This window comes from Reichenbachiella sp. (genome assembly GCF_039941815.1).
Classification (GTDB): domain Bacteria; phylum Bacteroidota; class Bacteroidia; order Cytophagales; family Cyclobacteriaceae; genus Reichenbachiella.
The window spans coordinates 18,713-43,198 of record NZ_JBDVDW010000061.1; the positions used below are offsets into that span (position 1 = coordinate 18,713).

Consider the following 24,486-nt stretch of genomic DNA (forward strand, 5'->3'; position numbering starts at 1 on the left):
CATGAAAAAGCAAAACATCATTCTATTAACCTTATTATGGTGCCTGGCATCATGCAATGAGGATCCGAAAGTCCCAATTGAAGATATCTTCATCACATTTAACACTGAAAACAATGAGACTGATTTTACAGCAGATGGAAGTACGGTTGTGACGCTGATTGCTGAATTGCCTATGAACAGTGATAAGCAATTCAGATCAGTGATTTTTGAAGCTGACAGAGGATCTTTTGTTGAAAACGGTGAAGACGAAATTACCAAGAAGGCAGAAGTGAATGTTCAGGATCAAGTCATTGCTGAGGTCGATTTCTTGTTGCCCACCACTCCTGGAGATTTGAATATCTATGCCCAAATAGAGCTCGAAGATAAAAGAGGCAGGTTTGTAGAAACATTAGCTCTTAATCTGACTAGCTCTGAGCCTTATTCAATCAAACTGACGGCCAACTCATTTAGTGTTGAAAATAATTATGGCAATGAAATCGAAATCTCCGGGGTAGTTGCTAATTCTGCCGGTAATAAGGTCAGTGAAGGAGTACTGGTCGAATTGGAAGATACAGATGCCTCTAACGTCAAGTTAAGCGGCGAATTCAGAGATGAGAGCCTAAAAACTGGAAGCAGTTCACAAATAAGTGCCAAGTATACACCAGGCAAGATTACAGCTGATCAATACATCTATGTCAAAGCCTATGTCATGCACGAGTCTGGTTCCAGAACGAGCATTAAAGATTCGGTCAGAATTTATGTGAAACCAAACTAAAGATACAACCATGATACATATTAAAAATGCTCAAATTGAAGACGAGGAAATGGACAATTTTCTCAAAGAATTACAAGAATTGGCCCGCAAATACAACCTTTCCGATCACGTGGATGGTGTGTTGTTGGATTCTGAGGATTCGACCACAATGGAGGTGACTAAAATTCCTTGTAGTGATCCATGCGTAGGTGGAGTCAAAAAGATTAAAATTGACGCCAATGGCAATCGGTATTGCGTTTGCATAAGGTAGTTTGTCGGATGCCAATTTATATGAATTGAGTCAGGAGAATTAGTGATTTTGACAGATCAAGTACAAACGACCATATGATGCCGTCTATGCCAGACATTAGGTAATAAAATTCTGGCAAGACGGCTATTAAGCCATGTCTGGCGGCCTAAATGTAAAATGCTATGCGAGTCATATAATGTCCTGCGTAGCGTTAATATAGCATCGATTCAGGGCAGGGATTAATGGTTAGCACAAAGGCCTTTTTCGCTCTTTAGTAGCGATTACTTCATTTCTTGATAGTAAATAGCCGTATTTCAGCTTTTCTAATGGCTGTAAATTGTAGAGAAGGAGCATGAATGCGTGCGACACGGAAGTTATAATTATGATTTCATTTTAATTAATTGCGGTATTTAGTATTTTACTTCAAATGTTTAATGAGAATCAAATATATCGACGAAAAGACATTCACGATATGTATGGTGGGAACAGACAGAGTGGTATAAGTCCGTCAGCCAAAACACCATACATTTTCATTTTTACTGGAGCAAGCGGTGCTCAACATGGCTATAAAGACGAATGGCTTAATGAAGACGTGTTTTCATATACCGGCGAAGGGCAAAGTGGTGATATGGGGTTCACCAAAGGCAATTTGGCTTTAAGGGATCATTTATCAACAGGTAAAAGAGTTTTTCTTTTTGAATATATCGCTAGGGGAATGGTCATGTTCGTCGGTGAACTAACCTTCCTGGATTCTGATTACTTTGAAACACATGATACTTCAGGTGGCTTACGAACTGGTATTAAGTTCTTCTTTAGAAGAGTAGGAGAGGCCAAGTACTTAATTCCTGAAGAACTGAAGATGACCATAATAGCGGCAGAACCAAATGAAGCTTATTCTATCTTTAAAAAGCCAAATTCAACTGAAAGAAGTAGATTGGTCACCTCAAGAGTAGGTCAAGGGGCATATAGAAAAAGCATTCTACATCGGTGGTCTTATCAATGTGCTGCGACGGGTTACAATGACACTCGCATCCTTATTGCCTCACACATTCAGTCCTGGAAAGATTCCTCTGATTCGCAAAGATTGGATGTGGATAATGGAATTTTATTATCACCAGATTATGATGCGCTATTTGACAAGCACTTAATCAGTTTTGATGTATCTGGGAGGATAATTTTATCTTCTGAAATCAATACAACGCCTATTAAATCGCTTGGTATTACGGGTAATGAAAAAATCAATAATCTCACTGAAGGAAATAGATACTACTTGAAACTCCATAATCAGATTATTAAATAACAGAGTTACTTCATAATATTATAATTATCGAAGATCAATGATTCCATGTCCTGAGTTTTTTTAACACAAGACTGGTACTGCGTATGATTGATATATAAAATCTTAGTCTTATGACAAGCCGTTCGTGATAAATTAGCTTTTATGTGGAACACGGGAATTAATAGTGCGGGAAGGTCTTGCATCGATAATACTGTGATCTTCCATGTTTAGAAGAATCTGAGTACTCTTTCAGCTTTTTTTGGGTTGGCAAGGGGAGAGGAAAGGTGGTTTAGTTAATTACTCGTATGACCTAAAAGGTGGTTAAAAAATAATAGAGTAAAAGATGGCCGAGTTTTTTTTTGTCATACTACTTCTGATACTCTATGTTAAGAATTTCCCATACAAAATCACCCATTTTGGTTTTAACTATAGCTTCATCTCCAACAGTTTTATCAAGAAGCGCTTTAGCCATTGGAGAGTCCATAGAGATATAATCTTTGTTGCCTTTTAACTCTTCGTAACCAACAATACGAAGACGTCTTTGAAGACCTTTCACTTCGTTTTTAATTTCTATCCAAGCACCAAAATTCACTTTCCCTTCTTGGTTTGGGTGGTAGTCAATTACTTTAAAGTCATCAATACACTTACGCAAATATCGAAGGCGATTATCAATTTCTCGGAGACGTTTTTTGTTGTAATGGTAATCGGCATTTTCTGAACGATCTCCCAAACTTGCGGCCCAGGTAACCTTGGCTGTAACGTCTGGACGTTCAACTCTCCACAGGTGATCATGTTCTTCCCTTAATTTTTGTAAGCCTTCGGAAGTAATCATTTGTGAGCGATAGAGTTTTGGTAGAGTTGATTCTGGGATTTTTCGCCTCATAATAAAGATCTGGTTTTGAAAACTTTCGCAAGATAATATAACTATGGATAGTTAGTTTGTGCGGAACAATCAATAGATGTTATATAATGTATTCGTGTTATCACTACGCGTGCCGGACTACGCGTCCCCGATAAATCAACTTTAGGTTTTGGGTAGGGATTAATAGTGTGGCGTTGGTCTTTTTCATTTCTTGTATAGATGATTTCACATCTAGCAGCATCGTAGGGCGGACGCCCAGTCCACTCATTCAACTTTTTTGGGTTGGAAACGGGGGAGAGGAAAGGTGAATGTGTGCAATAGAAGAACTACTCCTTTTAACAAGTATCCTGTTACTTTAGTGCTTCCATGCAGCGTAAATGAAAGCGAACATTAATTGCCGATTACGCTCATAAATAGCTGTAAACCAATTTATTAGCATGTGCATAATAGATAGCAAAAACGAGTAAATAAAATGTTATTTGAGCAACATATGGAAATAATAGATAGCAAGGTTTTTATAGTAGCAAATATTATTGGTGGTTATTGAGATTAATCATATCTCATATTATGATATATTCATTCGTTTGACTAATTTGGCCCATCATCAAACCGCAGCATGATGAATAGAATTAAAGCAGTGTTAAAGGAGAAAGATTTGCAACAAACATGGTTAGCAGAGCAACTTGGTAAAAGTTACAATATGGTGAATGGATATGTGCAAAATCGAAGGCAACCAAGCCTTGAAGATCTCTATCAAATTGCTGAAATATTGGAAGTAAGTGTCAAGGATTTATTGGTTGAAAAGGAGGGAGGCAAATGAGTAAAAAGTTCTTTACAAACAGAAAGGAGAATAGCCTATTTAGCAAATTCAAAGGAGTCTTTGAACATCAGCAGATAAACTATTTTGATGCCCTGGTTGGTTATTTTCGAGCCTCTGGATATTTCAAGGTTAGAGAGCTATTAGATGATGTTCCTGAAATAAGAATACTTGTTGGAATAAATGTGGATCAATTGACAGCCGAGGCTCAAAGAAAAGGTCAATTGTACCTCGAAGATACTGAGAAGACTAAAAATGAATATTTAAATTTCGTTGCTTTTGATATAGCAGAAGCATCTTATGATGATCAAATTGAAAAAGGAATTGTTGAATTCATTGAAGATATCATATCTGGTAAAGTTGTTATCAGAGCACACGGGAAACAGAACCTCCATGCAAAGATTTACATATTTCGTCCTGAGCCTTTCAATGAGCATACTACTGGAAGCGTAATAACTGGATCATCAAACCTTACAGATGCTGGCTTAGGAACTAGAAATGAATCTAATTACGAGTTCAATGTCCTTCTTAGAGATTATGAGGATGTCAAATTTGCAACAGATGAATTTGAAGATCTATGGAAGGAGTCTACACAATTCTTACCTATTGATTTTAAAGGACTTAAAAAGAAGACTTATCTCAATGATGAGATAATACCTTACGAATTATACATCAAAATGCTCATTGAGTATTTTGGAGACGCTGTAATTAGAGATAGTGTATCTGGCAAAGACTTACCTGAAGGTTATTCAAACCTCCAATACCAGTCAGATGCGGTTGTTGAAGGATACAATAAGTTATTGAAACATAATGGCTTCATACTTGCTGACGTTGTAGGACTTGGAAAAACTATTGTAGCAACTCGGATCATAAAGAGATACATTGATTCTAATGGTCACAATACCAAAGTGCTAGTGGTTTATCCTAATGCTTTGGAAACTAACTGGAAGACCACAGTCAAGGACTTTGGCATCACAAATTATGTCCAGTTTATCTCAAATGGGAGTCTCCATAAAATCATCGATGGTGACAATATCAATTACGCCAATCCGGAAGATTATGACTTAATCGTTGTAGATGAATCCCACAAATTTCGGTCAGCAACCTCTAACATGTATGGATTATTGGAGCTTATATGTAAAACACCACGGTTAACTGTAGGCAATGATATCAATAGGAAGAAGAAAGTAATTCTAATCTCTGCAACACCACTTAATAACAAGCCGGAAGACATAGCCAACCAAATCTATCTTTTTCAAGATTCAAGAAAATCTACGTTAGAAGGAGTCCCTAATCTCCAGACGTTCTTTTCTAAAAAGATTGAGCTCTACAAGCAGCTATATAAAATCAAGGATCATCAGGAATTGATTTCAAAAGTCAAGGAAATATACCTTCCTATAAAAGACAAGATATTCACCGAACTCGTCATTCGAAGGACAAGAGCAGATATTCAAAAGATTAAAAGGTACAACGATGACATAAAATCTCAAGGAATGTCATTTCCCAAGATTAAGGAGCCAAAAAAAATTGAGTACGCATTTGATGAGGAATTGAATCAACTGTTTTATGAAACCATATTTAGTTTAGTTGATAATGTAGGCTATTATCGCTACAGAGCTATTGAATTCATTGATGATGAATATGTCGAGTACTATGATAACGCCAAACTAATTTCTATTCAATTAGCCATGATCATGAAAACCCAAATGGTTAAAAGGCTGGAAAGTAGTTTTTACGCATTCAAACGCTCTTTAGGAAGATTTCACACTTCCAATCAGCGCATGATTCAAATGTTTGAAAATGATCGAATTTTCGTTGCACCTGATCTAGATATCAACAAGCTTTATGATGACGGAAAGGAAGATGAAATTGAAGAAAAGATTAACGAGCTAAATGAAAAATCTCCCAATAATGCTGTTTATAAAGCTGATGATTTTTCACCTGAGTTATTTGAAGGCTTAAAGCGTGACCAAGAAATTCTTGATGAATTATTTCGAAAGTGGAATGCAATAGAAGACGATCCCAAAATAGAAAAGTTCCTGGCTGATTTGGATAACACGTTGTTAGGCGAGTCTAACGTTGAGAAAAAGTTGGTCATATTCTCAGAGTCGAAAGAAACTGTAAAATTCTTATCAGAAACCCTTGAAAAGAGAGGTAGAAAAGATGTTTTGGGAATAAGTGCCCAGAACCATAAACAACGATTCAAAACAATTCGCAAGAACTTTGATGCAAACTACCCTGGCAAACAGGAGAATCAATATAACATTATTGTCACTACAGAAGTGCTAGCAGAAGGAATCAACTTACATCGAAGTAATGTCATTTTGAATTATGACATTCCGTGGAATGCAACTAAGCTCATGCAAAGAATTGGCAGAGTAAATAGAATTGGAACGAAAGCAAGCGAGATTCTGATTTACAATTTCTATCCAACTGCTCAATCTAACAATCTCATCAAATTGAATGAAAAAGCTCTTAAAAAGTTACAAGGATTTCATTCAGCATTTGGAGAGGATAGCAAAATTTACTCCGAAGAAGAGGAATTGATTTCCAATACATTAGGAGATCTCCAACCAAAAGAGGAAGTAGATGAAAGACTACAGTATTTGGAGATTGTTCGTGACTTGTACCTAAACAATACCAAAGAATACAAACGATTAAAAACGCTACCTCTCAAGAGTAGGGTAGGGAGGTTTGCAAAAGTAAAGAAGGAAATTGCTCATGACATTATTGGTAAACAGATGGATGACGCTTGTCTTTGCTATTTGCGAAACAAGATGAAAGAGGGATTTTATGTGAGTAACAAAGACAATAGTGTTGAGATAACTTTTAGTCAAGCAGTGAAGCTATTTGAAGCAACTAAAAAGGAAAAAAGAACAAGCCTCATTGACAATCATTATGATGCTGTTGGACGAGCTATAAAAGATTTTAAGGAAGTCTACAATGTGATATTCTCATATGAAGAATACGACACATTTAACCTTTCAGTTCAGGAGCAAAACGCTGTTCGATTTGTACAGCAAATCATTGAATTGAAACGAAACTTTCCAGCAGAAATATCGGAAGAGTTTGAGGATCTGTTGAAAACAACTCTTAGAATCATTTACATGGGAGTCTTTAGAAAATTCAGAAATGACATCTCGTCTCTCGCTAATAAACAAAAGAAGGCCAAGAAGAAAATGCCTATTGCTAAGGTAGTTAGTGAGTTAAATAAAATCATGAACAAATATCCCATCAAGCAAATAGCCAGAATGGAGGCTTTGCGATGGGAAGAAGAACAGGAGCAACAGAAACATTTTGAAGAACCAAGGATCGTATTGACTGAAACTTTTGCCTAAAACGCTATGAACGGAATAGAACTGAAATCAATATTACAACAGGGTTACCAGCGGAAAAACTGGATCAACACCCTACAGTTCATTGCTGAAGGCAAGGATTTGTTGACGGTCTTTTTGGAACCAAAAACCATTGAGCTACGAAACAAAAAAGCAAAAGAAGTTGTAAGATTTCTCTATCAGATTGGCACACTGCAAACAGGCGATGGCGATGTGCTGCCAGTTTTCGAGGTAGAGCTGCAAGATAAAATTCAAATTGAGTACAACAAAGTAGGTGTAAACCAGCTAATTGAGGAGTTCATATTGAAAGATGCTCGAAAAGGAGCAATTGCTACCTTCTTCTATTCAAACACTGAATTAACTGAATGGCGCTTTTCCTTTATCAGTAAGAGTACTGGAAGTGAATTTTTTGATGAAGTCGATAATGTTGAAACGAACCCTAAAAAATACACCTACATTTTTGGAACTCCCGAAGCTCATAGAACAGCCATCGATAGACTGATTGCCTTAAAATCTTCGAATCTGAAGTTGGATGACTTTTTTGAGGCCTTCAATGTGGAACCCGTTTCCAACAGCTTTTTCAAAGAGTACAAAAAGTTCTATGTTGATTTTGTAAGAAGCATATCAGGAGAAGAAATCCACAAAAAGGAATGGGTGCAAACTGACAAACCATCTCCATTTTATCAATCAATATTTAATGAGGATCCAAAGGAGGTCAGAAACTTCGTTAAGCGTCTTTTGGGACGTTTGGTCTTTCTATATTTTCTCCAAAAGAAAAGATGGCTTGGTGCATCCAATTCAAACTATGAGGATGGGGACATCAACTTCCTTCAAAACATGTTTCAAAATGCAAAGAACGATCAAAACTCCTTCTATGGAAAATGGTTGAGCCAACTGTTTTTCAATGCTTTAAATATGCCAGATAGGAATAATGATCAGTTCATTCTTCCTTCAAATGACAAAGTCTGGATTCCGTTTTTGAACGGAGGGCTCTTTGAAGAACATCAGGAACCCGAAGATCATCGAAAGATTACATTTTCATCTTATTTGTTCGAAGATTTATTCACTTTTTTCAATAGCTACAATTTTACCATTTATGAGAATAGCCCGGAAGATCATACGGTAGCGGTTGATCCTGAAATGCTTGGACATATTTTCGAGAATCTATTGGAAGAGAACAGTGCCACGGGAGCATTTTATACACCGAAGGAGATCGTCCAATACATGACTCAGGAGAGTTTAATTGAGTATTTACAAACTCATCTCCCCAAGAAGAATAGAACGGATATTGAACAATTGATTAAGAGTCAGAGTCGTGGAAAGTTTACAAGAGATGACCTGAAGATAGTTTTTGAAAAGATTGATACGGTTAAAATATGTGATCCAGCAATAGGCTCAGGTGCCTTCCCAATGGGGCTATTGCAGGAAATATTTTTTCTCAAAGCCTTTATCAATTATGAGGAAGGGTTTGGAGTAGATAGCCCAGCCATTATTAAACAAAACATCATACAAAACTGCATTTACGGTGTAGATCTTGAGCCAGGTGCAGTAGATATTGCCCGCTTACGATTCTGGCTCTCATTGGTAGTAGATGAACCCAAGCCCAAGCCGCTTCCTAATCTTGATTATAAAATCATGCAAGGTGATAGTTTAAGGGAGAAGTTTGACGGAATTGAACTAAAGAATATAGCTTCAGAAGCTGTATTAGACGTGGAAAATGGCCAAACGGATATTTGGGGCAACTTACTGGATGGACAATTAAGAGCTACCTATGGAAAATCAGATAATGCTAAAAAACTTCAGGGTTTAACTAATCAGTATTTCACAGCCACAACAGATCAAAAACCAAAATTAAGAGGTGAAATTAATAGGCTCATTCATGAATCGATTGAATATAATATTGAACTCAGAGAAAGTCAACTTGAAAGATTCATACTCGAAGTTGAAGGACAGAAAACACGAAACACTAGAATAGAAAAGCAACTAAAACAGTGGAAAGAAAAGCTTCATGGGCTAAATGAAAGTAGAAAGAAGCTTCATGAAATCCAGAACGGTCAAGAGCATCCTTATTTCTTATGGCACTTGTTCTTTAAAGATGTATTTGATCAAGGTGGATTTGACATAGTCATTGGGAATCCTCCATACATCCAATTACAAAGTATGGGTAAATATTCAGAACAAATAGCTGAAGAAGGCTATGATACGTTTACCCGAACTGGAGATATTTATAGCCTTTTCTATGAAAAGGGATTTAACCTACTGAATTCCAATGGAATACTAACCTATATAACCTCAAATAAATGGATGAGAGCGGGATATGGTAAAACAACAAGGAAGTATTTTTTAGATAAAGTATCCCTTTTGCAATTAATAGATTTTGGAGATGCTCGGTTGTTTGAAAATGCCACTACATATACCAATATACTATTAGGGAAAAAGACACAAAGGGAAGGAAGAGTTCAAGTTTGGGATCTTTCTAGTCGATTTAAAAAAGATGCTTCTCTCTATCAGAATTTAGAGCTGAACAGCAACTACGTTTCTGACTTTTCAGAAAACTCCTTTATTCTAACCAAAGAACATGACCTTAAAGTAAAAAAGAAAATTGAGGAAGTAGGAACTATATTAAAGGACTGGGATATACAAATATATCGAGGGCTTCTTACAGGTTTCAATGATGCCTTCATTGTTGATGCTGCAACAAAAGAAAGGTTAATAAACGAGGATAAGAGGAATGAAGAAATTCTCAAACCAATCTTTCGGGGCAGAGATATCAAGAAATATAAAGCGGACGTAAGTGATTTATGGATGGCATTCATACCATGGCACTTTCCTTTGCATAAGGAAAATATTACTGGTGTTTCGAAAATAGCTGAAGAGAAATTTAGGAAAGATTATTCTTCCATGTATAACCATTTGTTAAAATATGAATCTCAGTTAAAAGCCCGAAATAAGTCAGAAACAGGAATTACATACGAATGGTATGCACTCCAAAGGTGTGCTGCCACATATTATGAGGAATTTGAGAAACCAAAGATTGTTTGGGCGGAAATAGTCTATGACGCAGCTTTTTACTATGATGACAATGGTATGTTTCCGGAAGCCACTGGATTTCTTATGACTGGAGAAAACCTAAAGTATCTCTTAGCGCTATTAAATTCAAAACCAGTAACTTATTTCTTTAAGAAGTTTTATGCTGGTGGGGACTTGAGAGGTGGTACTTTTCGTTACAAAAAGGCTTTTATGGAAAACCTTCCATTGCCAAAAGTAACTGAAGACTTACAACAACCATTTGAGGTTCTAGCGGATTACATTCTCTTTTTGAACAAACTAGGAGAAAAAAAACCAATCAACGAACATGTCCCAAACAAGCACATTGCCCAAGTCTTTGAAGAAGTGATTGATGCCATGGTAATGGAACTTTATTTCAAAGAAGAATTTGAGAGAGAAAGTCTGTCTTTCATCAAATACGCATCTCGTGACTTTGTTGAGATTATAGACTCTGATGACCCGAAAGACAAACAAGAAATCATACACTTTGGATATCAAAAGCTCAGAGATGATAATAATGAAATAAGGAATAATCTGAAACTTATGGATCTTAGGTTGAAGGATTTAGTCATTCCTATTAAAGCAGTTTGATATGCATAAGATCAAAGCCCTCAAATTAAAGAATTTCAAATTTTTCTACGGAGATGAAACCATTCCGTTTGATAGGAAGAATGTTCTCCTTTACGGGGAAAATGGAAGTGGTAAAAGTTCTATCTACTGGGCTTTATACACATTTCTGCAAAGTGTCTTCAAGAATGAAGACAGTGAAATTCAAAAGTACTTCTTACATATAGCACAAAGTCCTGAAAGTATCAAGAACAGATATTCAAAGGAGGGTGATGATGCGTTTGTTGAAATTGAATTTGAGGATGATAATAAGGATTTAAGAACCAAAAAAATATCCAATACAACTGTCAATACCAGAAACGATCCGTTTACTGAATCAATCACATTATCAAGCGACTTAATCGATTATAAGTCAATCTTTAATATTTACAATTTCACCAATAAAGATCGTGTACGGCTTTTCAGTTATATAGAAAAGAACCTTATGCCGTTTGTAAATCTTCGAACGACACTTGTAACAGTTGAGGGAGAAGAAGTCTCAAAAAATCTTGTGGATTGGTGGAATTATTTAAAGGACGGGTTGAATCCATACCCTAACATCAATGGCCCAGGATATTGGGAGTTTAAGGCTTTGGTAGATCAATTCAATACGGATTTCGAATTTTATTTAAACTCAATTACACAGAAGGCAAATGAATACTTAACTGATAGTTTCAAAGAAAATATTCAGATCAGGTTTGAATATAAGAATTGTACTTACAATGAAAAGAAAGAGAATGGCGGACGCAATCAAAAAACATTGGCTCCTGAAATCTATTTAAAAGCTCAAATATTAAACCTTAATCTTACCGAAGAAACGCGAGAAGTTGAACGAGTACATACTTTCTTAAATGAAGCAAGACTATCATCAATTGCCTTGGCAATTCGAATGGCAATGCTCAAAGAAAAACTGGTTAAAGAATCTCCCAAGGTACTTGTTCTTGATGATTTGTTACTGAGTCTGGATATGGGGAATCGAGAATCTGTTTTGAATATTATATTAGATGAGTACAGCGAAGATTATCAAATCATATTTCTAACACATGATAAAATATTCTTTGAATCTGTTTTAAGCTATATCAAAACCTTCCACTCCAATGAAAAGAGGAAAAATGGGGAAACCGACAACGCGAAGTTAGAGCATGCTTTTATGGAGCGATGGCAAGTCTTAGAAATGTATGAAGCCTATTTAAGCGATGGAAAAGTTGTTCCTGCGATTACTGAGCATAAGTCTAATATTCAAAAAGCACATCATTATTTCACTAGTAGAGATAATATAGATTACCAAGCCTGTGGAAATAACCTTAGAGCAGCCCTTGAGGAATTTTTCAGGACTTTTTTACCAAATAATTATTTTAGAACGGATGAAGGTAACCCTATAGCTGCACAGTCTCTTACTTTGAATCCATTGCTCATAAAATGCATCGACTATTTTAATCATTTGGGTTTTGATATTTCTCTTCTGGATCGATTAAACAGGTATCGTGAAAGGGCATTGAATCAGACATCACATTATAATCCAAGTTCAAATTACTTCAAAAGAGAACTTCAAGACACCTTTGAGATTCTCATTGAATTAAAAAAATATCGAAATGATGTGATCATAAAGCACGATTCCATATTGCAATTTTCTATTGAAAGCCAATCTGGTAAGGAATATACTTATTCATTTCAACCGCTTGATAACATCAACCTATACCTAGAATCTGGCTCTGACAAGACTTCATTCTACTGTGATGACGATAAAAGAACTTATGGTATTATAGGAGTCTCTCATCAGTCCAAAACAAACATTAAAGACATTGTTACGACTCGCAGATCACTTCAGGAACTTTACGATGAAACAATTGATGCTTTAGGAAATAGGATAGGGGAGGCTTGCAATCGTGCTCCTGATATATATGACATAATTAAGAGCCTTGAAGGCAAAAGCCTGAATGAATTGAAGACTTATTAAAATCCATCAGATATGCTGATAACAGCATAAAAAGAATGCTCAATGAAGAATGAATAAGAAATTTAAAATAACAGAATGAAAGCCACAGAACTTAACTTAATTCAGCTATTACAGAAACCCAATGTTCAATTTGTAATTCCAGTTTACCAACGTAATTACGATTGGACGAAAAAAGAATGTGAACAGTTGTTTTTGGATACTCTTAAAGTGGGGCAAGAGGGCGGATTTTCATCCCATTTCATTGGAAGTATTGTTTTTATTCATGACAGTGCATATTCATCTGGTGCCAATGAACTTACCATTATAGATGGTCAACAGCGTTTAACTACCATTACTTTAATATGGATTGCTATTTATCAGAAAGCAAAAAAACTTAAGGATGATAAGCTGGCTGATATGGTTTACCGGTTATACTTGATTAATGAATTTTTGGATGATGATGCTAAAATCAAGCTTAAATATGCAATCACTTTGGAATAAATAACAAGAAGATCATAAATAGGCTTTATAAGGATACTGACAACTTTGGTGGCTTAATGAACGAAATTGAATTAGAGCTCTCATGAATATCTTAAAGCTCAAAGGTTTTCAGTTTAAAATTATTCAGCCTCGATAAACATCAGTATATCATATACCAATTATCGGTTAACACCACGAAGCCAAGCTCATATCTTAATGACAACAGAATTCGCTGTTCGCTGTCAACTTCGTAATTAATCAACTTTTTTGTATCGTCGCATAAACTATGGCTGGTTGCCTCATTCGTGGCAACCATGTTTTAAAAGAACCAACGTCATTGTTTAAATTGACCACGACAAAATAGCGCAGCAGCAATAAATAACAGCTTTGTTATATAATTTATATTATGTTAAATTGAATTGTGTTGAATTCTACCCTACAGTGTGTACAAGGCTTTTATGATGATTTGGTTAATTCTGAAACTGCTTTGACGATCTCCTGACCTAAGGTTAAATCCGTGGCGTATATGACACCGTGTTGATTCATGTATGGTGACTCACTTCTATTCAGTGCTAGTACATTTCCATAAGCGTCCGATACGTGGAGCCCGAGTTCACTGTAGATCAAGCTGGTCGCTGCGAAATCCCAAATACAGCCACCACCCGGATTAGCTTTTGGTAATTTGATATAACAGCCGATATGTGAGTCACACAGTCCCAACGCATTCATGACTGCACCAGCTCCGCTACGCACGTTTAGAGCCTTAAGTCCTTTATGAGTGAGAATTGATTCTAAAGCCTCTATGATGGGTTGATAACTTGATGAGTCTAGAAAGCTCCGATCAAAATGACAAACCAAAGAATCCTGATCTTTTGGTTTAAGCACTAAAGCTTTACCGTTTAGCGTACAGCCTTTTCCTTTGATGGCTGCATAGATGGTGTCCCGATAAGGATCTGCAACCACACCTATCACTGGTATCCCAGATCTACTGACCAGCGCAATAGACACTGCATAGCCTGGCTGCTGCTCAGTATATGGCAGCGTGCCGTCTAAGGGATCAATACACCAGAAATAGTCCTTCACCAATCGTGAGCGATCGTCTTGTGCTTCTTCTGTGAGTAGCCCTAGATCAAACGTCTTTATGCTGCTTTCTAAGTGTTCTAGAATGAGTCGTTGGCTTTCAATGTCTATTTCAGTGACCACCTGTGTAGCCAAACTTTCTATGCCTGATTTGAAATTTGTTTTATGGGTACTGTCAGCCTGAGATTTTATATACGCTGAAGCGCTGCGTGCGGCATTCTCAGCCACCTGCGACAATTCCAACAAGTGTTTTTCACTCAGTTTCATTTCAGTTTTATTAAATCACCATTTACAACTTCGAACTAAGTTCATTTAAGACTTGGTTTTTTATCGACTCACTGTATGTATTTATCTTCCAATGGCCAGGGCTCCAGCCATCCAAAAAGCGATAAAAGTCTGCCCATGCATATTTATAAAGATGACTCCACTCCTGTCTAATTTCTTCAAAATCTGAAGTTTGGTGATGCTGATCTAAAGCTTCTTTTAGTGCTTTAAAATAGTAATCTAAAAGCATTGATTCACAATGATTTAACTCTTCTTCATGCAAGCAACTACTTAATAAATATGCGACATCTTTCATGCCGCAACCGTGTCCAATATACTGGAAATCTACGGCGGCTACCTGCTTACCATTTTCAGAGAAACAGAAGTTATCCAGCTTGGCGTCTCCATGTACAATGGTTTGATATTGCGCTTGATTCAATCGCTCATCTATTCTCTGAGCAGCGGCCTTTAGCTCCTGATCCTTCATGGCTTCCAGTTCATCCGGTCGAGTGGCCAAGTGCCAATAGGTGCCTACTTCCCAGAGCCCTTCACTCCTCACAGCCATAAATCTTGCGTGAAAATTGGCCAACCATAGCAGGCATGCATTGATTTCGTCCATATCAGGTGAAGCTATGCGTTGTGGAAAACCGGCGAAATTAAGGTCTTCCATGATGATCAGCATATTATCTCCGCCATTGCTGACAGAATAAGTCTTAGGAACACGACAGTGATCATCACACGATCCAGCCAAACCAGAGTACCACGCCATTTCTACGTGATATGATTTGAGCTTTCGCTGATGCGAAATATCAGTATTCCAGCCTCTCGGATGAGCGGCTTCCTGAGGTAATTTCACCTGCTTGACTACCACTGATTGGATTTTGGCCCCAGCCAACTGACAGCGATAAATATGTCCATAGCCGCTCCAAAGCTCTTGTATCACTTCCGTCTTGACTATTTCCCTGGCTGCAGTGACTTCTATGATGTGCTGTAAGAGGTCGTCGGTCATGATCATCTTATCTTCTTCTCTGCCCTGAGTAAGTCATGGCCTCCCCTTTGCCGAACCCATAACTGAGCCCAAGGGTCACGAATCTGCCACGCTGACTAAAGCTATACACTTCGAATGCGGTCTGTGTTGTATTGCGCTCCATGATTCGTGAGGCAAACACATCCCGAATGCCTACACTGGCGACAATCTTACTATCGAAGAATTTTTTTCGAAATCCCAGATTCATAAAGGTTGTGCTTGAGATTTCGCTTTGCACCGTTGGATAGCCTGAGTGGTAATTGCCGGTGATTTCCATCTCGAGGTCTGATGGCAGCTTGATTTTGGTTGTCATCCTGGCAGTGGAAAGGTCACCTTCAAAATCAAAGACTTGATTTTCCAAACTGCCCAATCGTTTGTACAGGTTGTAGTTGTAATCACCAGTGACTGTGACCCATGAGGCTAGATCATATTCCGCATTGATCTCCAAGCCAGTGGTGTGGTCTGTACCGATGTTCATTGGAGTGGTTGTCCGTACGTTGTCTTCAAACAAGACCACCAGTTCTTTCACATCGGTGGTATATCTGTGATAGATACCAATATTTAACGCCAGTTTTCCCAGAACCAGCACACTTGTGATTTCATAGGAATCGGTAAACTGCGGTCTCAAATTCGGGTTACCTGTTCGAATATTAAAATTGTCTCTGATATTAAAGAATGGATTCAAATCCCAAAGCCTGGGTCTATAAATCCGTCTGGAATAGCCCGCCTGCAAACTGAGATTTTCAGAGGCTTTGTAGGACGCATGGCCGCTAGGAAACAGGTTGGTGTAATCTTGTTGACTTTGTTCGTCTGTATTGGTCAGTCGCGTATTTAGGATGGTGTTTTCCAATCGGACACCTAGCTTTAGGCCCCATTGGTCAAGTTCATAGGCCCAGGTGACATATCCAGCCAATACCTTTTGATCATATTCAAAATTATTCGTGAGAGCCGAATTGACCACATAAGAATCATCAATAAAATCCCGAACTTCATAGTCATTGCCCACATCGTTGATTACCCATTGGGCTCCGGTTTCCAGCGTAAGCTTCTCTGTGATAGGATCAGTGTAGTCAAGCTTAAACGTATAGTCGGCTTGTTGAAATTTGGTACGCGTCAGTTGATCTCCATATGCGGCATCGCCAAAAGTAGTGGTATTGATAAATTCTGAGGACTGGTCTTTGCCAAAAAACCTTCCCAGAGCACTGAACAAAAACTGATGGTCTTTGTCGTCTTCAAAGTCTTTTTTGTACTGCAGTTCGTACTGCCATTTCGGATTGGTAGCTTCCGTAGTTTCTTCTCTACGCCATCTAGAGGAGACGACATCCATAGCATCGGTATAGCTGAAGTCAGTTTCTGAAGGCTGATCTTCCACTTCATACGCGAAGTTGCCTGATAGTGTTAATACATTGAGTTCGTTGATGTGGTAATCGGTACCCAAAATGATATTATAAAAGGTTTCATTACGATACGCGTCCCCCTCGCTATAGACCGTGGTTTGATTGGTGAGATCTCGATTAGAGTTTTCCGAATAGGACGGCAATGAACGGTATCCAACACCCAGTTGGGTAAATAGATTAAATTTTTGAGTCCGTCGATTGAGGCTGACGCCAATGCTGTGATTGTCTGGTATTCCGGTATTGACGGATATAGATCCATTCATTCCTTTCTTTTCTTCTTTCTTGAGCACAATATTCAGGATTCCTGAGGTGCCTTCAGCATCATATTTGGCGGACGGGTTGGTGATGACTTCGACACGTTCGATCATGTCTGCTGTGATAGTTCCCAGTGCATTGCTTTGTTCATCGGCCAGGATCGATGGCTTACCGTCAATGAGTATTTGCACTCCGGTACTGCCTCTCAAACTCACCTCTCCTTCGATATTGACATTTACAGAAGGCACATGGTTGAGCAGTTCGAGCGCACCCATGCCGGTGGAGCTCAGGTCACTTCCTACATTAAACACCCGTTTGTCAACCTTAAATTCTGTGGTAGACCTCTGCCCGGCTACGACTACTTCGTTGAGCACTTTGCTATCTTCAGTGAGGAACACAATGCCCAGATCTACTCTTTGATTTTTAATAGGAAGATCATCAATCCGTAGCGTTGTAAAACCTAGAAAACTCACCTCAAGGTAGAAATCTGAAGATCTGGTGACAAGATTGAATCGGCCGTCTATGGCAGTAGTTGTGCTGGTGATAATGGAATCTGTTTTAGATTTCCTGATCACTACTGTTGCAAATGGCACGGGTTGTTTTCCGCTTGTTTCTTGTACGATTCCTGCTATCTCGAAGCTATCTGGCTGTGCAGCCAAAGGGTTCGTGCCGCCCAAAAAGGCGAGAAACAATAGACACAAAATGTATTTTATCACGCTTGCTAAATATGTAACTGGTATTTGATTCAAATGAACGAGATTTAATCCAGACTGTTGTCTTTTTTAAACGAACGAGGTACTTATCAGTATCAACGCTTGAATTCAGCGAAACTAATAGAAAAGAACTTCAAATTCGATATTGCTATACCTCAATTCAATGGATTGTATTTTCTTGGTACGTAGCATGCTTATAATATTGAGATGCGTGAGTCATTAATGATTTTCCCGGTGCTTGAAATATGCATTATTTCACTTCTTTTCGTTAACTTATAGTACATCATTTTGGAAGACCTATGGAGCAATTGAGTCAATCATGGCTAACGGACGAAAGCATCGATTTTGAACTAAAAAAGTATAAACTGCTGGCTTATCTTCAGCAGGTTCAAAGAAAATTTAACAACCACAAGCTCTACCCTGCATTTTCCGACTTGGTGACTCACTTCAACAACCTCTTACTCCTGCGAGACAATAAGGAATTGCTCTTCGAAAATTTCCCAAAGGTGCCCTCTGGAATAGATATCAAAAAATTACAAATTACTTATGATGCGATGATCGAAGATGATCAACTGATGCGAGAAATATCTGATATCATCCACTATGCTCTTCCGCAGTTTGACCAATCTATCCACAGAGGTAAAGAGCTTTTTGAATTTGTAGAGGAGCATCTGAGTTTTGACGAAATAGGATTACTGCCCATTTATCAAAACGAAGGCTATGTCATGGTCACTGCTGAGGCGGACAGGAAAGTGGAAATTTATCGATACAAAATTTCATTGATTGACCATTACCTGAGCGAGCTGAGATCAATTGACACTTATCTGGTTTGTCGAGAGGTTAAATCTGTCTCTAATACGTTCAACAAAATTAAATTGAACTTGTCCAAAAGGTACTTTGATTTGCCGAACCCTGCTACTTTTTTGGTGGTTAGCAAATTGAATTTTCCAATAGAGGAAACATTGATGCCTATCGCCAAACGACTGCTGCTGCGACATGTAGATGTAGTGTAATTGACTGGTAATCTAATACTTAGGTGCTGGGTTCCTTTTTATCAAAAGCCATTAGGAAATCTGCAAGATTTTCATCGTGGATCAGATCCAATTTTTTCCTAAGTCTATATCTCGCTGTCTTCACACTGTCTGGTGAGATACCCAATATGCCGGCGGCCTCCTTTAGGTTTAGATTGAGTCGGATCAAGGCACACAATTTTAGCTCTGAGCTTCCCAGATCCGGGTAATTTTCTTTGAGCCTCACAAAGAAGTCCTTGTGAACCTCTTCAAACATACGCTTGAAATTATTCCATCCTTGATCAATTCTGAAACTTTCTTGAAGTATCCTCTCCATTTGCAGAAGGTCATTCATTCTACTGCCATCAGATTGATTTTTTAGATGCTGGATTTTCTCAGATATCTCTGAAATGAGTTCGTTTTTCTGAATAAAATTCAGAGCATATGAGGTCAATTCCTTGTTTTTTTGCTCCAGGTCAATGGTAAGTTCACGGGCTTTCAATCGAGCACTTTTGACACGCCATCTAAGAACAATTATTATCATGGCGGCTATCAAAAGAATACCAATTGATCCCAGTATCAGCAATACCTGAACTGTTTTTTGCTCTGCTTTTTCTTTTTCCAACTCTATCAGCTCCTTTTCTTTTTGCTTGATCACATAGTTGTTTTCCAGACGATTTACTTCAACTTTTTTCTGGCTTTCCAGGGCTTCAAGGATGCTTTCATGATAATTTTTATAGTGTAGAATACTAAAGTCAGGACGTCCTGCAGACTGCTCCAATTCTGAGAGTTGAAGGTAAGCTTCACTTTTGGTCGTCACATCTTTCGAAGAGTCTGCATATTGGATTGCTTTCCGGTAGTGCTGTCGCGCCTTTTCAAATTCTTTTTTGTCTCTCGAAATGTTTCCAACATATACATAGTTCGTGGCCAGATCGGTATAATTTCCAATATCAACGTTGATTGCAATCGCCTTAGACAAGTACTCCATGGCTTTATTGTGATCATTGAACTGCTCGCTGTAGATGGTACCCAAATTAGTATATGTGGCTTGCAACCGTCTTCTTTCGTTGAGGTCTAGCCTTATGGCTAGTGCGCGCTGATTATAGGCTAATGCGCTATCTACACGATTCATTTTGTAATAGACCAGCGCAATGTTGTTGTAACAAATGGCTTTGAAACTCTCATTATTTACATTGCTTTTACCCAGAGCCTGTTGGAAGTGGTCCAATGCTTTTGACCACTCGTTGATTTGTAAATAGGCTAATCCAAGATTATTATGACAGTAGGCTTCACCTTCTGAATAGGCAATCTCTTGATAAATTTTGAGTGCTTCATGTTGACTTTTGACTAGTTCAGATGACCTGCCCATGACATAATTTGAAGCACCTATCCTTCTCCAGGCGGTGGCTTCTCTCCTTTTCAATCCAAGTTGATTACATCTAGACTGAATTTTATAAGCGATTTTCTCAGTTAGCTCGGGATATGTTCGATAGTGCTTGTAGATCATTTTACTGATTTGATCAATAGCTACACTGTCTGTGGGGATTGGATTTTCTGAGAGCATTAGCAGACTATCGACCGTCGTAGACTGACCCCAGCATGATACGGAAAGTGTAAGTAAGCAAATGATAAAAGTATAAATTCGAGTATAAAATGCCATACCAACAATTGATGGAAGAAAGATAATCACCAAAACGGAACAATTCCATTTTGGTGTTGAATTATGCTATCAGGCTAGTACTTGATTGATTAAAGCTACACTGAATATACTCAGTAAGAACCAACCAATAAAGCCTTCTATTATGCACAGATATCTTGCAAAACCGTTAGTAGGTATACTACCAAAACCAAGCGTGACGAAGCTATTTATACTTAGTGTAATTGCATTGATTACGATAATGAATAAGCTTGTACCAAAGGACAATACTGATATCATAAAGGACTTACCTCTCAATGCCCTTACGGTGTTCCATTGTTGATACATATCAGTACGTCTTCCTATGTCCCACTCCGATGGAAAGAATACGTAAAGTAGAGAGAAAGAGACTATCACATAAAATGACATGACCACTGCTAAGCCAGGGTCAGTTCCATGATTCGTATATAGTTTAAGCAGAACGTTTAATTGCCACCGAAGGAAATTTCCAAATGTTGGATCATTCTGATAGATATGTTTGTGCATCTTACCCTGAAGCTCTTTCATTTCACTATAACATGCATTGGCCGACCGAAGATCTCCCCTTGAAAGGAATATGGTGTGCATGCCTTTATAAATATTTATCAAGTTGTTAAACTCTCTTTCATTAGCGTAATCTTCAGGAGCGACAGCGCCATAGTCTTTGTATCTAAGCTTAAACCCGGCTAGCTGCTGCCAATACAGTTCATTCCAGATTTCAGAAAAAAGGAATTTGTCAAACGAGACGTAATTTTCAAAGGTGTTGTTGACCAAAAAGAATCGTTCAGTAGCTTTGTTTTCAATGAAATACACGTTGCATTGAAAGATGTTATTCTCAATGTTTAGATTCAAATAACTGGCTTTGTTAAAAACCAATCGTGTCGAACTATCTCCTCTGAATACAGAATTTTTAACATTAAAGTCACCAGGTTTAGATCCCGCCAATTCGAAGTGATTGAATTCGCTACCCGGGCTTAGCGATATATCACAATTCGTTATGTTTTCTGCAAGGGCAATATTTTCACCCATAATCACAGATCCAGAATCAATCTTGCTATTTAATACTTGAATATCTCCTTTACGGACAACATTTTTCTTGATTTTTAGAACGTCATAGATCACACTATTATCAATAGAAATCAATCTATTTAGTTTATTAAACGACAAATCTACCGCCGATGCTTTGACTCCATCTAACTTCATTTCCTTAGTGACTCTATTACGAAACAGTCGTATTCTTCCAAAATCAGACTCACTAATTCTAAGATTGATCATTTCACATTTGGAAATGACCAATCGCTTGGTAAAATTGATTTGATGTATGTAAATGTTTTGGTCAAATTTACAATTATCTATGACCAATGGACTTGCAACATTAATTCGCCCTAGACTATCAACGAGGTCCGGATATCTGTCTGAATAATGACGAATGATACCTTTCTTATATCTAAGTTTAGGATTGTCAATAACAATTACTTTGTTTTCTACCACAACTTCGGATTTCGCTTCGAAGGCCTGCTCAAGTACAGCACTCCATGTGACAGTATCAACGGGGGTGGATGTATTCTGAGCCTTTAGAGTTAATACTGAAAATAATCCACACAAAAATAGGATTGGCGATAGTAGATTTTGTTTTGATAATATCATGTCAGCTGATGCATTGGATCATTGAAAATAATCAAATTTTGACAACTTCAAGCTGTTTTGTCAATTCAACCTGAAATATGCATTAGATAATCTATTCCAATCATAAAGCACTTTGAAATAGACACTTAACATATATATTTATTGAATCACCATAGCGGTGCTATGCCTCTTCAATATAAGTGACTCTTTCTTTGCGCTTTATAGCTTTCATCACGATTCCTAATGCATAATCCAGGTTCAATCCTATTCATCCATAGAATCATACTCCACATGCTTTGGGCACATTTTTAGGTTTATGCAAAATAAAAGAATTAGAGGGTTGACCTCAGAAATTGAGACTTAGGAATTATAATGAAATGGGCCAGAAAATTATATCAACTCGTCTGTTCATTTGTCTACCCTGGGAAGTATTATTGTCATAGACAGGATTGAATTGGCCGAAATCTTTCTGTTCTATGATTTCAAGTGGCACACCTCTATTACTCAATTCATAAATAGTCGTCGTACTTCTCATTTCGGAAAGCCACTGGTTGTAAGCTACTCCTCCGATATTATCTGTATGGCTGTGAATGGTAATGTTGAAATGGTTCAAATCTGGAATGGAATCCAAAAATGATCTTAGTTCTTCTAATTGATAGGGTGTGATGTAATACTGGCCTCCTGGAAAATAAATGCTTTTTCTAATATGTTCTGATTGCGATAATCCATCGTAGGATATCAACATCAACAGAAAAGCACAAAAAAAACGGGCAACCATTTTCAAACATACGAAAAATGCTTGATCTGGTTACCCGTTTCAAGAAGCATTGCTTCTAGTGTCTTTTTATTGACCTGCTTCGATTGCTTCTATTTTGTCAAGAACAGCCTCAGCCTTGTCTAACATTTTCAACTGGGTATACATTTGCTGCAAAGCTTTCAATCCTCCTATGTCATCGGGCTGGATGGAATTTGCTTTTTCCATGTAGGGTAGACCTTCCTTTAGGATTTTATTGGCTTGGGCTATTTTGCTTTCTCCAAACTTGTTATAAGTCTTAAGGTCCATTTCATTAACCTCATCGTAGAATTCCTTAGCCAAATTCACAAAGATAACCCCAGTGTTAAAGTTTCCGACATAGTTGTTTGGCTCTATTTCGATAGCTTTCATGTAAGAATCTTTAGCCTTGTTATATGCGTCTCTAGCTTCATCTTTCTTACCTTCTTGCTGTTTTGCAGTACCTAGATTATCATAAAGTACTCCTAAGTTCAAATGAAGATTTGCATTGCTTGGGTCCTCTGAAATCGCAACTTCTAATTTTGTTCTGGCCTCTTCTACCTTATCCATTACCAAAAGAAGACTGATTTCTTCCTGGCCAAATTTGGAATCATTCGGGTAAAGTTCTTTAGCCTTTCTTACAAGCTCAAGGGCTTTATCATTTGCTTTGTTTTCAGTTCTTTCAATATAGATCATAGAAGATAGTACGTCGGCACTGGCGTCTTCATTTTCTAGCATTTGATAATAATATTTCAATGTTTTGTCAGTCATTTCTGCTTGTTGAGCAGCCACGCCGGCATAAAGCAGAGTAACAGAATCATTGGGCTTAACTTTCAGCGCATTTTCAAAACTTTTCAATGCTGAAACAAAGTCTCCTTCACCATAATCATTGCCACCATCATTTACATAATTGCCCCAAATGGCATCCAGGTTGGTAGTAGAAAGCAAGTGATTTGGACTCGTCTCCTTATCCATTTCCAAAACCTTATTGTAAGCTTCAATGGACTTGCCTAGTGCATCAGGGTCTAATGACGTGACCGCTTCATCTTTACTGGTGGCAATTGCCTGATAGATTTTTCCTCTTACGAACCAGGTTTTTGATTTTGCTGCACTTTTTTCAACAGTAATGGCTACATCGATTTCTGCTTTCGCATTTGCAAAATCTTTTTTAGTCAAATAAGCATCAGCTTTGGTCACAGAACCTTTCTGAGCGTAAGATGCTACGCTCATTAATAAGGCTAGCGTAAGCACAAACAGTTTACTTGTATTCATAATTGTATAGTTTACGAGGACCTATTTATAGTCCTGCTATCTAATTTAA

17 protein-coding genes are annotated in these 24,486 nt (G+C 37.8%); 9 read left to right on the forward strand and 8 right to left on the reverse strand.

All coding sequences use genetic code 11. The annotated features are described in order from the left end of the window. Position 1 precedes the first annotated feature (1 nt). The 3 genes from ABJF11_RS14200 to ABJF11_RS14210 all read left to right on the forward strand — a co-directional run bounded on the left by ABJF11_RS14200 (position 2) and on the right by ABJF11_RS14210 (position 2,283). Positions 2-754, forward strand: coding sequence for a hypothetical protein (locus ABJF11_RS14200; RefSeq protein WP_348120539.1), 753 nt, complete (start codon positions 2-4; stop codon positions 752-754). A 10-nt stretch (positions 755-764) separates the two neighbouring features. After that, the gene (locus tag ABJF11_RS14205; protein ID WP_348120540.1) at positions 765-1,004 is read left to right on the forward strand and encodes a hypothetical protein; all 240 of its coding nucleotides are present in this window, start codon (positions 765-767) and stop codon (positions 1,002-1,004) included. Between the two features lie 406 nt (positions 1,005-1,410). After that, positions 1,411-2,283, forward strand: a complete 873-nt coding sequence (locus tag ABJF11_RS14210; protein WP_348120541.1) for an HNH endonuclease — start codon at positions 1,411-1,413, stop codon at positions 2,281-2,283. Between the two features lie 346 nt (positions 2,284-2,629). Here ABJF11_RS14210 and greB read toward each other — a convergent pair whose 3' ends face one another. Further along, the gene (gene greB, locus ABJF11_RS14215; protein WP_348120542.1) at positions 2,630-3,145 is read right to left on the reverse strand and encodes a transcription elongation factor GreB; all 516 of its coding nucleotides are present in this window, start codon (positions 3,143-3,145) and stop codon (positions 2,630-2,632) included. A gap of 595 nt (positions 3,146-3,740) precedes the next feature. Here greB and ABJF11_RS14220 point away from each other — a divergent pair. From ABJF11_RS14220 to ABJF11_RS14240, 5 genes are all read left to right on the forward strand, one after another. Then, positions 3,741-3,944: a helix-turn-helix transcriptional regulator gene (locus tag ABJF11_RS14220; RefSeq protein WP_348120543.1), complete on the forward strand. Its 204-nt coding sequence runs from the start codon at positions 3,741-3,743 to the stop codon at positions 3,942-3,944. After that, positions 3,941-7,279 (forward strand): helicase-related protein, encoded by a 3,339-nt coding sequence (locus ABJF11_RS14225; protein WP_348120544.1) that lies wholly within the window; start codon positions 3,941-3,943, stop codon positions 7,277-7,279. The genes ABJF11_RS14220 and ABJF11_RS14225 overlap by 4 nt, the downstream gene beginning before the upstream one ends. A gap of 6 nt (positions 7,280-7,285) precedes the next feature. Beyond that, positions 7,286-10,915, forward strand: coding sequence for an Eco57I restriction-modification methylase domain-containing protein (locus ABJF11_RS14230; protein ID WP_348120545.1), 3,630 nt, complete (start codon positions 7,286-7,288; stop codon positions 10,913-10,915). A gap of 1 nt (position 10,916) precedes the next feature. Further along, positions 10,917-12,887, forward strand: coding sequence for an ATP-binding protein (locus ABJF11_RS14235; protein ID WP_348120546.1), 1,971 nt, complete (start codon positions 10,917-10,919; stop codon positions 12,885-12,887). A 75-nt stretch (positions 12,888-12,962) separates the two neighbouring features. Further along, positions 12,963-13,367 carry a DUF262 domain-containing protein gene (locus ABJF11_RS14240; protein ID WP_348120547.1) on the forward strand — a complete coding sequence of 135 codons (405 nt, stop codon included), beginning with the start codon at positions 12,963-12,965 and terminating at the stop codon, positions 13,365-13,367. A gap of 435 nt (positions 13,368-13,802) precedes the next feature. Here the strand turns inward: ABJF11_RS14240 and ABJF11_RS14245 are convergent, their stop codons facing one another. The 3 genes from ABJF11_RS14245 to ABJF11_RS14255 are packed head-to-tail and all read right to left on the reverse strand — an operon-like array spanning position 13,803 to position 18,085. Next, entirely contained in the window at positions 13,803-14,693 is an 891-nt protein-coding gene (locus ABJF11_RS14245) for an inositol monophosphatase family protein (protein ID WP_348120548.1), read from the reverse strand. 22 nt (positions 14,694-14,715) lie between these two features. Beyond that, positions 14,716-15,699 carry a phosphotransferase gene (locus tag ABJF11_RS14250; protein WP_348120549.1) on the reverse strand — a complete coding sequence of 328 codons (984 nt, stop codon included), beginning with the start codon at positions 15,697-15,699 and terminating at the stop codon, positions 14,716-14,718. Positions 15,700-15,706: 7 nt separating this feature from the next. Then, positions 15,707-18,085, reverse strand: a complete 2,379-nt coding sequence (locus ABJF11_RS14255; protein WP_348120550.1) for a TonB-dependent receptor — start codon at positions 18,083-18,085, stop codon at positions 15,707-15,709. A 296-nt stretch (positions 18,086-18,381) separates the two neighbouring features. On the opposite strand from ABJF11_RS14255, the gene ABJF11_RS14260 reads away from it, so the two are divergent. Further along, positions 18,382-19,095, forward strand: coding sequence for a hypothetical protein (locus ABJF11_RS14260; RefSeq protein WP_348120551.1), 714 nt, complete (start codon positions 18,382-18,384; stop codon positions 19,093-19,095). Between the two features lie 19 nt (positions 19,096-19,114). Here ABJF11_RS14260 and ABJF11_RS14265 read toward each other — a convergent pair whose 3' ends face one another. The 4 genes from ABJF11_RS14265 to ABJF11_RS14280 all read right to left on the reverse strand — a co-directional run bounded on the left by ABJF11_RS14265 (position 19,115) and on the right by ABJF11_RS14280 (position 24,437). Further along, a complete protein-coding gene (locus tag ABJF11_RS14265) occupies positions 19,115-20,752 on the reverse strand; it encodes a tetratricopeptide repeat protein (RefSeq protein ID WP_348120552.1) in 1,638 nt (545 codons plus the stop codon). A gap of 69 nt (positions 20,753-20,821) precedes the next feature. Then, positions 20,822-22,414 carry a hypothetical protein gene (locus ABJF11_RS14270; protein WP_348120553.1) on the reverse strand — a complete coding sequence of 531 codons (1,593 nt, stop codon included), beginning with the start codon at positions 22,412-22,414 and terminating at the stop codon, positions 20,822-20,824. 346 nt (positions 22,415-22,760) lie between these two features. Then, complete coding sequence (locus ABJF11_RS14275) at positions 22,761-23,138, reverse strand: OmpA family protein (RefSeq protein ID WP_348120554.1); 378 nt, start codon at positions 23,136-23,138, stop codon at positions 22,761-22,763. 99 nt (positions 23,139-23,237) lie between these two features. After that, positions 23,238-24,437: a tetratricopeptide repeat protein gene (locus ABJF11_RS14280; protein ID WP_348120555.1), complete on the reverse strand. Its 1,200-nt coding sequence runs from the start codon at positions 24,435-24,437 to the stop codon at positions 23,238-23,240. Positions 24,438-24,486 lie beyond the last annotated feature (49 nt).